Raw genomic sequence first — 13,366 nt, forward strand, 5'->3', positions numbered from 1 at the left:
CGTCGCGTGGCGCCGGACTCCATGTCGAACAGGGCGAGCTCGGCGCGGGTCGGCAGGACTTCCCAATCGCCAGGTGTCGCCGGCGCCGATCGTGTCGGTCACACGCACCGTGCGGGCGGGGCAGTCGATCCTGCCGTCCGCGGAGTAGGGCGACGCCCCCCGCGCTCCACGCTTGGCGGCCACCTCGGCGACGCCGGCGACGACACGGCCTGCGCCCTCGGCGCGCCACGCGGCGACGAACGGCTCGGACCTACCGGCTTGCCGCCGTCATTCGGGCGAGACCGGCGTCGGCCAGGGCCGACGCGCCGGCCGCGGCATGCTCACCGCCCGCGAACACGAGCGCCTGCGGTCGCGGTGTTGCCCGGGCTGGCTCATCCCTGTCGAACCGGCAGCTCAGCCGCTTCGGGACCAACGGCCGCGATGTCTCCACCAGCTGACCGCCGGACCGGTCGACAACCGGTCCGGCAGTCGGTCGATACCGGAGCGTACGGTCAGGACAGGGTGATGCGTACCTCGATCCGGCCGTCGTGCGGCACCCGCAGCGTGTGCACCCGTCGCCGGGCGTCGCGCAGGTAGGTCCGGGACGTGCTGGTCACGGTGGCCGGCCGTACGCTGTCCCAGCTGATCGTGATGACGGTGCCGCCGCGACGGACGGTCAGGCCGTCGGTGCGGGCAGCCGCGTCGGCGCCGTAGGCGACCGGGGTGCCGTCGGCGAACGTCACGACGTCCTGCGGTTGCAGCACCAGTGGGATCTGCTCGGTCGCCGTCGAGGTGGCCCGCACCGAGCGGATCACGCTGTCCCGGGTGATGGTCAGCTCGGTGGTGATCCGCGAGTCCGGCAGACCGTAGTGCACCCGCACCGGCGCGTCGCCGGGGGAGAGGAACTTCCCGTTCCACTCCCGGTCACCGATCTGGTACTCGGCGACCAGGTTGCTCCGGCCGTCCGGGTTGCCGTTGGGCAGCAGCGTCGACCAGCAGCCGGTGTCGCTCTGCTGGGCGTGCACGATGGTGCCGGCCGCCGGGTGCCAGAGGAAACCCGGTCCGCTGCGGACCGTGCTGGTCGGCCGGGTGCCGAAGAACGCCCCGAAGTAGAGCCCCGGCCGCCTGACGTAGAGGTAGTCCTGCTTGACCGCGGTGTCCCGGCGCACCTGGGCGAACTCCGGCAGCCGCAGGTAGGGCAGCGCCGCGATGGCCCGCTTCTTCTCGGCGTTGCTCGGCAGCGTCTCCGGGTACGGCGCGTGCGCGATGATCCGGGGCGAGGTGTCCTGCTTGGCCAATCCGGGGGCGGGACCCGGCTCGGCGGCCCAGGCGGCGCGGGCGGCGGCCCGGTCCTCCCTGGACGTGAGGAACGCGCCGAGCTGTGGCAGGTCGGGGACGAAGGCCGAGTTGAGGTTGGTGCGGTCCGGGTCGGGGATCACGTTGTCGTAGTAGGCGACGCTGGTCCGGGCGGACATGGCGTAGTAGGTGAGCCAGCCCGAGCCGTCCGGCTCGCGGAGCAGGTTGTAGCCGAACCACTCGGTGAACCGGCGGGCCATCCCCAGCACGGCCCGGTTACCGTTGAGCAGGTAGATCTCCGCCAGCTCCGGCAGCATCACCTCGAAGTTGTAGTTGATGTCCATGCCGGTCGGGTCGTAGAAGAAGCCGGCCGGGCTCTGTCCGTGCTCGGCCAGGAAGTCGATCCGCTCGGTGAGCCGGGCGGCCAGCGCGGCGTCCGGTTGGAGCCGCAGCGCCAGGGTCGCGCCGGCGAGGCCGGCGGCGACCTGGTTGGTCCACTGGACCGGGGTACGCCAGATGCCGTTGGCCGGATCCAGCAGCCAACTCATCCCGGCGCGCAGGGCCCGCTCGATCTCTGTCCGCCGCTGCGGCAACGCATCCGACTGCCGCAGGTTGGCCAGGGTCTTGGCCAGGTAACCGAGGCCGAAGCCGGTGGCGGGCAGCGAGTGCTCGTTGCGGCTGTACTCCGGCCAGGATCCGTCGTCGTGCTGGAGCCCGAGGTAGTGCCCGAGCGCCGCGTCGAGCCGTCCGGCCAGCGCCGCGTTTCCGGCGTACGGATTCCACGGCCGCTGGTTGGCGTGGAACCAGCTCAACGTGTAGACGTGCTCCTGCACCCGGGCGTTGTACGGCGCGTTCGGGGAGCGCCACCAGCCGCCGCCCATGAACCCGGGGTTGGTCGTGTCGGCGATGTCGTTGGTCATCGCCGGAAGGATCGCCAGGTAGCCGGCGAACCGCTGTTCCAGCGGGGCGAACAGGGTCCGGTCCGGTGCTCCGGGCGGCAGTGGGGCCAGCAGCGGCAGACCCGACGCGGTGGCCTCCGACGTCCCGGTGGCCTCCGACGTTTCAGCGGTCTCCGGCGTCCCAGCGGTCTCCGGCGTCCCGGTGGCGTCCGACGTCTCGGCGAGCGCCCGGAGCGGTACGGCGAGCAGCGCTGCTCCGCCCGCTGCGGCGGCCAGCAACGCTCGGCGTCTGAACCTGGTCGGGATCGGGTTGATGGCCATGGTGGTCCTCCTGTCGGGACGGGCAGGCGGGTCGGAGCGGAACCGGCGACTCGGACGTGGCGCGGCGGACCGACCGGAGCCCGTGGCAAGGCGGCGTCGGGCACGGCCACCCGGGATCATCAGTGACGGAGGTGCGGCAGGTGTCTGGCCGCTCCGAGTGCTGAGTGTGGTCCCGGGCGATCCTTCGAGTCAAGAAGCTAATACGGATTATCGGCGCACTTTCGGGTCGCCGGATCAGGCGCTCGGGCCCTTGACCTGGCTGCTCGTCGCAGCCAAGGATGACATCCGGCCGCCACCCGCCTGCCCATGCGTAACATCAGTCGACACCGAGTGTGGCCCATGACTGGCTGGGGTCGGCCGACGCGACCAGACGAAATGGGGTACGCCATGCCGCTGACCGACCTGCCGTTGGCCGAACTCGCCGGATACCGGCCGGTGCGCCGCGAGGCCGCCGACTTCGACGAGTTCTGGGCCGACACCCTGGCCGACGCGGCCCGGCGCGAGCTGGACGTCACCTTCGAGCCGGTCGACTCGCCGCTGCGGGCGATCACCGTCCACGACGTGACGTTCAGCGGCTTCGGCGGCGACCGGGTCAAGGCGTGGCTCGCCGTCCCGGCCGGTGTGGAGGAGCCGCTGCCGTGCGTGGTGGAGTTTCCCGGCTACGGCGGCGGCCGGGGCCTGCCGCACGAGAACCTCCTGTACGCCGCCTCGGGCTACGCCCACCTGTTCATGGACGTACGCGGCCAGGGCAGCGGGTGGAGCGCCGGAGTGACCCCCGACCACGAGCCGGCCGGCGGCAACCCGCAGCATCCCGGCTTCGTCACCCGGGGCGTGCTCGACCCCCGAACCCTCTACTACCGGCGGGTGGTCACCGACGCGGTGCGCGCCGTGCAGGCGGCCCGGGCGCATCCGCTGGTCGACCCGGACCAGGTGGTGGCCACCGGGATCAGCCAGGGCGGCGGGCTGTCGCTGGCGGTCGCGGCCCTCGACCCCCGGCTGCGCGCGGTCGCGCCCGACGTGCCGTTCCTCTGTGACTTCCGGCGCGGCGCCGAACTGGCCACGGCCGGCCCCTACCGGGAGATCGTCAACTACCTGAAGGTCCACCGGGGCAATGTGGAGCGGGTCTTCGACACGTTGAGCTATGTCGACGGGGTCAACTTCGCCACCCGGGGGCGCTGCCCAGCACTGTTCAGCGTGGCGCTGATGGACGCCAGCTGCCCGCCGTCGACGATCTTCGGCGCCTACCACCACTATGCCGGCCCGCGCCGGATGGAAATGTATCCCTTCAACGGACACGAAGGCGGCGGGTCGGTGCAGGACGAGGTCCGGTTGCGGTTCTTCGCCGAGGTCCTGGCCGCCGGAGGAAACTCCGCCGTGTAAGACCGAACGCGTCGGCGAGTATCGGCTCGGAAGCGGACCGTGTTCGAGAATCAGGCAGCGGGCTCTGCGAGGCGTCAGGAGGCGGAAAGGATCTTCCCCGTTGGCCGACCCAGGGGGTATCTTCAGGCCAACGTCGCTGCTCTCCCTGGCCCCGCTGAGGGCTGACGGTCATGACCGGGCACCTTGGTGCCGCCCATCAATTGTGCGCACCAATGCGACAGGTGCTACACACGGTGCACCCCGGCGCGGCATAGTCGAGCGTCGCACAGATTTTCCTGTTCGGCAGCCAGGGAAACCCCGATCCCGGCCGGATTTGAGCGAGAGGTTCATGGTCACTGCTTTCATGTTTCCTGGCGCGGGATCCTATTTCTCGGCTCCCTTCGCGCACTACTCGCCGGGACGGCGTATCGCCACGCAAGTCGCCGAGCGGATCGATCCTGTCAGTGCCGCTCATGGCTGGCCGTCGGTACTCTCAGAGTCGGATCTGAATTCGTGGGATCCGTTGAGTGAGTTGCGGACCTATCATCTCCAGCTCTGTTGCTGGCGAATTCTTGAAGAGGAGCTCGGGCTCCAGGCCGACATAGTCGTCGGACACAGCCTTGGAGAGATAACCTCCCTGGTCGCCGCAGGGGGGCTCACCGTCGAGGACGGGGCGCGCCTGCTGTGCGAGCGGGCTCGCTCTCTCGAGTCCTACGCGCAGCCGACCGCGGCGACTGCGGCGTTCATGGTCGCCCCGGACGAAGCGGAGGAATTTGCTCGGCAGGGAAAGGATGTCGTGGTCGCCGCGACAAACAGCCCGACACAGGTGATTCTTTCCGGGCCGGCCGAGCAAATGCGGCGATTGCTGCGTATCGCCGATTCCCGCGGCATATTGGCGACGAGGCTGCGCACTGGCCCGTATCCACAGCATCATCCCTGTCTCAATTCCGCCTTGCAACACTATCTGGAATCAGTGCGCGGAATCCAACCGCAGGCCCTGCGGACGGCCGTGTATTCGACGATACTTGGGCGAAGGCTTGCGCCGGACGACGACCTGCTCGCGGTGATCGGTGCACAGTTGGTGCGCCCGCTGAACTTCCCGCGGGCGGTGACGGAACTCCGTGAGGCAGGGGTCGACCGGTTTGTCGAATGCGGCCTCAGGGACAGCCTCTCCCGGTTCGTCGTCGAAACCACAGGCGGCGACACCTGCGTGCTGACTCCGTTCAGAACACGCCCGACCGATGCCAATATCCAGCAATACCGTAAGGAGTAGCCATGCTGCCCGAGAACGACGCCCTCCTGCAGGGCCTGCAGAAGATGTACGCCACCGTCCTGGAACTCCCCGAAGAAGTGGTGACGCCAGATGTGGACCTGGAAGCGGAACTCGGTCTGGACTCCCTGCAGCACCGGATCGTGCTCGCGCGCGCCGGGGAGTTGTGGGCAGTAGACACAGGAGATTCCGAGTCTCCCGCGACGCTCACCCTTCGTTCGGTGGCCGATCTGCTGCGACGCTCCGGCCCCACGACCGAGGCGTAAGCAGTGCCTGCCGAGCAGGTCTGCCTGGTCGCGGCAGGCGTGGTGATCCCCGGGTGTGAGGGAATCGAGGATCTCTGGCAACGGGCGCAGGACGGGCCACTCCCGTTCGGAAGGCCTGACAGGTTCCGCGGGCATGAGGCGTTGGCCGCGGCGGCCGAGGACGAGACCGGCCGGGTGCCCGACCTCCGCTTCGGTGAGGTACGCGAGCCCGCCGCGCAGGCGGACGGGGATCTGCAGGCTTCCTGGCTACGCCGTGCCCTGCGGCAGTGCCTGGCGGCGACATCCGGGCATGCGACGCGGCCCGGGCTCTTTCTCGCCGCGTCCACCGACACCAGCTACGAGATCGACATGGCGCTCACCGCCGACATGCTCGCCGCCGGCGCGGCGAGACACCTGCCGGGCCCGGACGACGCCCGGGCCGGCGAACGAATCCGGCACCAGTTGGCGCAGGCCGACCCGTGCGCCGGTTCGCGTCATGGTGAGTTCCTCCCGCATGCGCAAGCCCGGAGAGCGATCGAAGGTCTCCTGCCGCAGGACACCCCGATCCTGATCGTCGACAACATCTGTCCGTCCTCGCTGTACTCCGTGGACCTCGGGGTCAAGCACCTGCTCGACGGTGCGGTGGACGTGGCCTTCTGCGGCGGGGTGAGCTCGCACGGACCGCTACGACAGATCTATTTCTCGGAGATGGGAACGCTGTCCCCGTCAGGCGAGGTACGAGCGTTCGACTCGGCGGCGGACGGCACCGTCTTCTCGGAGGGCGCCGCGCTCGTCACGCTCAAACGCCTCAGCGACGCGCTCCGCGACCACGACACCGTGCTCGCGGTTCTCGCCGGGTTCGGTGCTGCCTCGGACGGAAAGAGCAAGGCGATCTTCGCGCCCAGCCAGGAGGGCCAGGTCCGGGCGATGATCCGGGCGAGAAGCGTCAACGACGTGCCGGGTGGCCAGGTGGCGTGGGTATTGGGACACGGCACGGCCACCCACGTGGGCGATGCCACCGAGTTGCGTTCCATCGCCGCCGCGCATCCCGGCGGCAATCCCTGGGTGACCGGCAACAAGCCGATGCTCGGCCACACCGGAATGGCATGTGGGGCCGTTTCCCTCATCCAGGCAGCACTCGGGTTACACCGGTCCGCCATTCCCCGGCAGCCCAATCACACGACGTTGCCCGACTACGCTCGCTCGCTCGCGGTGCGGATCCCGGCGGCGTCGGTGGGACTCGAAGAGTCGATGACGGACGGGCAGCCGCCGTTCGTCGGTGTCTTCGCCTGCGGACTGGGGGGTATCAACGGCTATCAGCTCCTGATCTCCCCCGACGCGGATGAGCACAAGGTACGGTCATCGCCACCGTCGCTGTGTGACGAGCTGGTTCTCGTCCGCTGGAGCGCCCTTCTACCAGGACGGCCGGACGACGACGTCGTCGCCGCGCGGATGTCCAGGGGAGAAGCGGGCGCCGAGGCGCTCCGCTTCGAGCGTCCCTACCCGGTCCCGCCATTCGAGAAGTCACTGATACCCCCCAAGGTGGCGGCTCAGTTGGACATGAGCCAACTGCTGGTGGTCGAACTCGTGAACCGCCTCGGGGCAGCGGAGCCCGACCGGGGTCTGCTCTGGGACGGACTGGAAGAACGCACCGGCATCTTCGGCGCGCATCACGGTCTCGCCCAGTCGGCGGTCGACTCCACGCTACGGTGTCTGGGCAGCGGCATCGCCCGATCGCTGGACGGAGCGGATGCCCGGGCGGCGGCAGACTACCTGCGGGAACATCGATCGAGCACGAACCCGGTCGGTCCCTACAGCCTGGTGGGGCGTATGTCGTCCACCGCGCTCGGCTGGGTGGCGAACCGTCGAGACCTGCACGGTCCCACGATGATGGTCGACACCGGCCCGGCTTCCGGCCTGGCGGCGTTGCACGCGGCAAGCTGCTACCTGCGACGCGGGGACATCGACCTCGCCCTTGTGATGGCGTGGAGCGCCGGCCCACTGGAGCAGAACGCGCAATCGCTCGGGCTCTCCCCGCAGGAGGTCGCCGAAGGTGCCTATGCGGTCGCACTCGCGCGCCCCGAGACGGCCCAGGCACGGGGCTGGCAGGTGCTCGCGCGAGTGCGCACCGAACTTCGCGCGGATCCCGGTGCGACAGACTGGAGGGGGAAACCGAGCTATCTGGCCGGGGACGGATTCGTCGGTGTGCTGCGTTCCATCTTCGAAGGCAAGCTGCCCCAACGCTTCTCGAGCACGGCAGGGCCCACGATCGACGTACTTCCGCCGTCGTGAGGCGACCGAACTCAGGAGGCTCGCGATGACACAGTTGTACTCGCTCCAGCTCGATCCCTGCCCGGCGGTGCCGGGGTTCGCGGAACGGGAATCGCTGCCACCCGGCGCGCTCGTGCTCACCGATGATCGGGACATCGCGGACCAGCTCTCCAACTCGGCCGAGCCGAGCATCGTGACCGTGGTCGTCCCACCAGACGCGACCTGCTGGGACGAGGACGCGATCGTCAAGCTCATGACCGTCGGGGAAAGAGTCCCGAGTCATGTCCGCGTCATCACCTCCCTGCACTCGGCCAGGTGGCCGGCGGCGCCCCAGCCGCGCCTGCTCGCCCTGCAGGAAGCGGCCTTCCTGGCGGCCAAACGGTTGGCCCAATCGGACCCGCCGGATTCCTCCCTGGCCGTTCTCGTCCTGGACCCCATCGAGGGCGGGACACCCCATCCGCACGGGGCGCTGCTCACCGGCCTGATCAAGGCCATCGCCTGGGAGTTGCCGCATACTCACGCGCATGCCGTGGTGACTGACGCAGCCACCCTGCCAACCGCACTGGCGCAGCTGCGTCGCGAGTCCGCGTGCGTCCGGGGCCTGCCGGTGGCCTACTACCGCGGGCAGTCGACGTCTGCCACGCGTCTGGAAGAACGGCTGCTGCCAGACAACCCAGCCACCGTCGGCGCACACGACGGCGCTCCTTCGTGGTCGACGAGCGAAGGCCCGGTCGTCCTCGCGGTGGGAGGGGCGCGCGGCATCACCGCTCGATGCATCGAAGGCCTGCGCACGCGGCCTTCGATGCTCTGGCTACTCGGCAGCACCGACCCGGAGACGATGGCGGCGCAGTCTCGCGAGATAGGTGAGACCACCAGCGCAGAGTATGCGCGGAAACGCCGGGCAGCGGATCCCGAGGTCCATATGGCCCAGGTGCGGAGCTTCTACGACCGATGTCGTAAGTCTCGCGAGTCTCTGTCGCACCTCGACGTCCTGCGGCAGCGGTTCGGTGCTGCACGGGTTCGCTATTTGGGTTGTGACGTCACAGACGAGACCGCTGTTCGCCGTGTCGCGGCAACGATCCGCGGCACGACACCCCGCCTCGACATGGTCGTCAATGGTGCTGGAATCAGCGGCGCGCGCCGGTTGGCGGCCAAGGACCTGACGACCTTCCGGAAGGTGCGGGACACGAAAGTAGCCGGGTACCACAACCTCAAGGCGGCTTTCGGCGATCTCGCACCTGGCCTGTGGTGCAACTTCAGCTCCGTCGCGGGAGCCTTCGGCCTGGCCGGAGAAAGTGACTACGGCCCGGCCAATGATTTTTTGAACTCCGCAGCCCGATACGAGGCCGCACATTCGGGGGCTGCCGAGTACTCCATCTGCTGGAGCCTGTGGGGTGAGTCAGGTCTCGGGCCGCGGACCGGCTTCACCGAGTACACGGCGCGGACGGGGCAACTCGGCCTGCTCGGCGACGCCGAAGGACAACGCCTGTTCAACGCCGAGGTGGAGGCTCCTCGGTCGGGACGACGGTCGGTGACCACGCCGTTGGGCAACGCGGAACTGCACACGTTGCGTACGCGGTTCCCCGCGCTGGTGGACGCTACCCACCGGAGTCCCTATCTCGGAACTCCGTCGTGGGTGGACGGCGGGGAACTCGTCTGGGAACTCGACCTTGCTCCGTACGTGCACCTCTACGGGCACATCCGGGAGTCACGGGCGCTCGTGCCCGGAGCACTGGCACTGGAACTCGCGGCGGAGGCGGCCGGTTACCTCGCCGGCGCGGCGCCCGTGAACACCTTCCGAAACATCCGCTTCCAAGCTCCGATCGCAGTAGAACCGCAGGTCGTCAGGTACTTGCTCACCGCTTCGTACACCCCGGCCGGGTTCGACTGCGGTGTCGTCCGGGTCGGTATCCACTCGCGGGTTCCCGGCGGGAACCACGACCGGCGCGTCCAGCACTTCGACGTCCTGATCCCGATCGGTGGCGTCGCCACGCCCGATCAGCGCGACACCCTGCGGGTCGCGGCGATCACGAAGCGGGCATCCGCGACGATGTCGATGTCCGGGATCTTCGACCACGTCCGAGACGTGCGACTCGGCGCGCGGCTGACCTCGGCCCGGTGGGAGCCACGCCTTTCCGAGGGGAACGACGACCAGTTCTTCTCTCGACACCGAATTCCGTGGCTGCTGGTGGACGCCCTGTTGCAGACGGCCTGTACCACCGGAACCCCGAACCGGTACGCGACACCCCATTCAATCGAAGAACTGAGACTGCACACCACGGACAACGACCTCACGTTGTCGAAAGCGACGTATGGCGTTCAACTGCACGTCGACCACTCGGACGGGACTGCCGAAGGCGTTGCCTTCGGGTCAGAAAACGGCGAGCCGCTCCTTGCGATGGGGGGCCTCGCGGTCAGCGGACGAGTCCGAATTGGCATGGGTCATGAATAGCCCTCAGGACGTCCTGCTGCGCCTGTTCAGCCCCGAAGGGCGCGCGAATCCCTATCCCTTCTACAGTGATCTGATGGAGCGGGCTCCCGTCCTGCCAATCGGAAAAAATCGCGCGCTAGTCATGGGATTTCAGGAGAGCGTCGACGTTCTGTTGAACTCCCAGCTGTTCCCGGTGCCCGACCCCCGCTACGCCGATCGCTCCTGGCCGGGCTGGCAGGAGCACCCATCGACCATGCTCCTCTACCACAGCCTGCTGTTTCTCAACCCGCCGGAGAATCAGCCCGCTCGTCGTCTGGTGTCGCGGTTCTTCAACCCCAGACGAGTCAAGCTGATGCGCCCGATGATCGAACGTCACGTTGCCGCACACATCGACACGCTTGTCGCCGGTGACGGCAGCGTCGACGCGACACGCTCTTTCACCGTCATCCCGAACTCCGTGATGGGTGAGCTGCTCGGCATCCCACACGACGACGTGACGCAGTTGATGGCATGGCTCGACATGTTCCTGGAACGCAACGAGCTGCATCCACCCGACAAGAGGCTCCAGGGTGCTGATGAAGCTGCGTCCCACCTGATCTCGTACGTCAGGAAGAACTGCTCGGCGAGCGCGGCTGGGGACGCCGGCCTGGCCGGACTGCTTGCCCAGGATGGTTCCTTCGACGAGCAGGACATCATCAGCAACCTGGTGTTCGTGCTCAGCGCGGGTACGGTGACCACGGGCTCTCTTCTCGGCAGCGGAATGCTCCAGCTCGCCCAGGACAATGATCTGCTACGCCAGTTGCGTACGGACGATGCCTTGCTGAGGTCGTTCGTGCTCGAGACCCTTCGTTACGACCCGCCGATTCAGTACGGCGCCAGGGTCGCGGCCGAGGATACCGAGCTGGGCGGGCTGCCCATCGCCCGCGACAGCCTGGTCCTCGTGTGCTTGGGCGCACTTGGCCGGGACTCCCGGCGATTCTCGAATCCGAGCGATTTCGTCGCGGACCGGTTCATCGCGCCAGGTGCAGACCCCAGGGACGTCTTGTCCTTCGGCCTGGGGACACATCGCTGCGCCGGAGCCGAACTGGCCTTGGTCACAGCCGAGATCGCCTTCGGTCAACTCGCCCGGAGAGTCGAGGCGCTGGCCACGGTCAGCGCGCCGCAGCGGCAAAAGCGCACGGTGGTCCGCAGATTCAGCAGGCTTGAGGTCCAGGTGTCCAGGGCGCCCGCGGCGGATCGACTACGCCCTCAGGCTCGGTAGCCGGTGGCAGGGCTGGCGACCATGGCGGTGCGGATCGCGGAGGCCAGATCAACCTCGGGCGAGCCCAGGTAGAAGTGGCCGCCCGGGTACGTACGCAGGTCGAAGGAGCCCGTGGTGTGCCGCCGCCACGCAACGGCCTCGTCCGGTAGGACCTCCGGGTCGCTGTCACCGATGTAGGCGTGGATCGGGATGCTCAACGGCGCGGCGTAGGACGAGAGCCGATAGGCGTCGATCGCCTCGTAGTCGTTGCGCATCGCCGGTAGGGCCGCGCGGAGTGCCTGCCTGTTGTCGAGGAGCCGCGGGTCCGTGCCGCCCAGCCGCTCCAGTTCGGCGCGGACGTCCTCGCCGTCGCGCAGCCGTACGACTTGTCCGCGACGGCGCGACGGCGCGCGACACCCGGAGACGAAAAGCGCCAGTGGGGTGCGGCCACGCACCTCCAGGCGTCGTGCGACCTCGAAGGCGACCAATCCACCCATACTGTGGCCGAACAGTGCGATGGGCCGGTCCAGGCGCCGAGCCAGTTCGTCGGCCACCGCGTCGGCGAGTGCCTCGATCGTGTGGACACACGGCTCGCTGCGGCGGTCTCCCCGACCGGGGTACTGGACCGCGAGCACTTGGACGTCGTCACTGAGGGCGCGGGACATCGGCAGAAAGAAACTCGCCGACCCACCGGCGTGTGGAAAGCAGACCAACTGACTCGCCAGGTGTGGAGCGGGGCAGTAGCTCCGAAGCCACCGACTGTCGTCCCTGTTCATGCAAACCTCCGTAGTCGCAATGCCCATTGTGGTTGACGTTGACGGCGTGAGCCATTACCTCTCAGTGCGCTCTGGCGAGCGCACGGTCGGTAGCCCCGCCTGACGGGTGCGGTCATGCCCGCCCTGCTACCGCCAGCCAGGGCGCGTCTACGCCAACCACATCAAGCTGGGCGCCCTCGTGGCGTTGCCGAAGCCCTGCACCGCATCTGGTCGGCGCGCGGGCTACTCCAAGTCCTTAAATCGTTACTCAAAGAGGCTCAACTGCGCGGCAGTTCCCTACCCCTGTGCCAATTCCAGAAATTGGGGCGCACGACATATTCCCACTTCAACCGGCGAAGCGTAGCCTTCGTTTGGCAACGCATGACACGGCTCGCTTCCATGTGTGGAGTGATGCCCTCGCACTCGCCGACGGCAACACGGAGGCGCGGCGTCAGGAGATGACGGCCGAATTCGGCCGCCATATCACCGATCTGGTTACTGATGGGCGCTAACACGCTCACGGCGTGTTAGGAGGAGCGGGCCAATGGTTAACGATGAACTCATCACCGGAGTTTCCGGCTGCCACGACGGCGGGGGCGGAACCGGCGGTCACCGGCGCCGACGGCTCGTAGTCGGGATCACGGGCGCGACCGGTTCGATCCTGGGTATCCGGCTGCTGGAAGCGTTACGGGCGTTGGACGTGGAGACGCATCTGGTGCTCAGCGACTGGGCTGAACGGACGATCCGGATCGAGACCGACTACACGGTCGCGGAGGTCCGCGACCTGGCAGACACCTACTACCAGTACGGCAATCAAGCGGCAGCGGTGTCGAGCGGGTCGTTCCCCGTCGACGGTATGGTGATCATCCCGTGTTCGATGAACACTCTCGCCGCCCTCGCGCACGGAATCGCGGACAAACTCATCGTGCGGGCCGCGGATGTGACGCTCAAGGAGCAGCGCAAGCTGGTCGTGGTGCCGCGGGAGACCCCGCTGAACACGATCCATCTGCGTAACCTACTCACGTTGAGTGAGATGGGTGTGTCGATCGTGCCGCCGATGCCGGCGTTCTACAACCACCCCGAAACCATCGATGATTTCATCCGCCACATCGTGGCCCGGGTCCTGGATCAGCTCCGGATCGACAACGACCTGACCGTCCGGTGGGGGGTCACCCGGCGCCTGCACTCCAACCCTTCCCGGCCACGTGCCACCGTCGAGTCGGACGATTTGGCGCTCGTTGACAGCCTCGGTCATGTGAACGGCGCTGAAAAACTCAAATAACAGGTAAGGGAAGGGTGT

The 13,366-nt window shown here is 68.0% G+C and carries 9 protein-coding genes; 7 read left to right on the forward strand and 2 right to left on the reverse strand.

The genetic code is table 11. From position 1 onward, the window contains the following. Positions 1-491: 491 nt before the first annotated feature. Positions 492-2,495, reverse strand: coding sequence for a hypothetical protein (locus ACGFIZ_RS26605; protein ID WP_393423557.1), 2,004 nt, complete (start codon positions 2,493-2,495; stop codon positions 492-494). A gap of 387 nt (positions 2,496-2,882) precedes the next feature. Here ACGFIZ_RS26605 and ACGFIZ_RS26610 point away from each other — a divergent pair, with 387 nt between their 5' ends. The 6 genes from ACGFIZ_RS26610 to ACGFIZ_RS26635 all read left to right on the forward strand — a co-directional run bounded on the left by ACGFIZ_RS26610 (position 2,883) and on the right by ACGFIZ_RS26635 (position 11,332). Further along, positions 2,883-3,875, forward strand: coding sequence for an acetylxylan esterase (locus ACGFIZ_RS26610; RefSeq protein WP_393423559.1), 993 nt, complete (start codon positions 2,883-2,885; stop codon positions 3,873-3,875). 328 nt (positions 3,876-4,203) lie between these two features. Continuing rightward, entirely contained in the window at positions 4,204-5,127 is a 924-nt protein-coding gene (locus ACGFIZ_RS26615; protein ID WP_393423561.1) for an ACP S-malonyltransferase, read from the forward strand. Positions 5,128-5,129: 2 nt separating this feature from the next. Beyond that, positions 5,130-5,390, forward strand: a complete 261-nt coding sequence (locus ACGFIZ_RS26620; RefSeq protein WP_393423563.1) for an acyl carrier protein — start codon at positions 5,130-5,132, stop codon at positions 5,388-5,390. 3 nt (positions 5,391-5,393) lie between these two features. After that, on the forward strand, positions 5,394-7,661 hold the full coding sequence (locus ACGFIZ_RS26625) for a beta-ketoacyl synthase N-terminal-like domain-containing protein (RefSeq protein ID WP_393423565.1): 2,268 nt from the start codon (positions 5,394-5,396) through the stop codon (positions 7,659-7,661). A gap of 25 nt (positions 7,662-7,686) precedes the next feature. After that, positions 7,687-10,092 (forward strand): SDR family NAD(P)-dependent oxidoreductase, encoded by a 2,406-nt coding sequence (locus ACGFIZ_RS26630; protein ID WP_393423567.1) that lies wholly within the window; start codon positions 7,687-7,689, stop codon positions 10,090-10,092. After that, positions 10,085-11,332 (forward strand): cytochrome P450, encoded by a 1,248-nt coding sequence (locus ACGFIZ_RS26635; RefSeq protein ID WP_393423569.1) that lies wholly within the window; start codon positions 10,085-10,087, stop codon positions 11,330-11,332. Before ACGFIZ_RS26630 ends, ACGFIZ_RS26635 begins: the two co-directional genes overlap by 8 nt. Here the strand turns inward: ACGFIZ_RS26635 and ACGFIZ_RS26640 are convergent. Continuing rightward, the gene (locus ACGFIZ_RS26640) at positions 11,320-12,114 is read right to left on the reverse strand and encodes a thioesterase II family protein (protein ID WP_393423571.1); all 795 of its coding nucleotides are present in this window, start codon (positions 12,112-12,114) and stop codon (positions 11,320-11,322) included. The genes ACGFIZ_RS26635 and ACGFIZ_RS26640 overlap by 13 nt on opposite strands. A gap of 496 nt (positions 12,115-12,610) precedes the next feature. On the opposite strand from ACGFIZ_RS26640, the gene ACGFIZ_RS26645 reads away from it, so the two are divergent. Continuing rightward, the gene (locus ACGFIZ_RS26645; RefSeq protein ID WP_393423573.1) at positions 12,611-13,348 is read left to right on the forward strand and encodes a UbiX family flavin prenyltransferase; all 738 of its coding nucleotides are present in this window, start codon (positions 12,611-12,613) and stop codon (positions 13,346-13,348) included. Positions 13,349-13,366 lie beyond the last annotated feature (18 nt).

The sequence above is a fragment of the Micromonospora sp. NPDC048830 genome (genome assembly GCF_043198215.1).
Lineage (GTDB): Bacteria > Actinomycetota > Actinomycetes > Mycobacteriales > Micromonosporaceae > Micromonospora.

Coding starts and splice junctions, on each gene's coding strand:
- ACGFIZ_RS26605 (WP_393423557.1), bottom strand. CDS start 2,495: ATGGCCATCAACCCGATCCCGACCAGGTTCAGACGCCGAGCGTTGCTG.
- ACGFIZ_RS26610 (WP_393423559.1), top strand. CDS start 2,883: ATGCCGCTGACCGACCTGCCGTTGGCCGAACTCGCCGGATACCGGCCG.
- ACGFIZ_RS26615 (WP_393423561.1), top strand. CDS start 4,204: ATGGTCACTGCTTTCATGTTTCCTGGCGCGGGATCCTATTTCTCGGCT.
- ACGFIZ_RS26620 (WP_393423563.1), top strand. CDS start 5,130: ATGCTGCCCGAGAACGACGCCCTCCTGCAGGGCCTGCAGAAGATGTAC.
- ACGFIZ_RS26630 (WP_393423567.1), top strand. CDS start 7,687: ATGACACAGTTGTACTCGCTCCAGCTCGATCCCTGCCCGGCGGTGCCG.
- ACGFIZ_RS26635 (WP_393423569.1), top strand. CDS start 10,085: ATGAATAGCCCTCAGGACGTCCTGCTGCGCCTGTTCAGCCCCGAAGGG.
- ACGFIZ_RS26640 (WP_393423571.1), bottom strand. CDS start 12,114: ATGGGCATTGCGACTACGGAGGTTTGCATGAACAGGGACGACAGTCGG.
- ACGFIZ_RS26645 (WP_393423573.1), top strand. CDS start 12,611: ATGGTTAACGATGAACTCATCACCGGAGTTTCCGGCTGCCACGACGGC.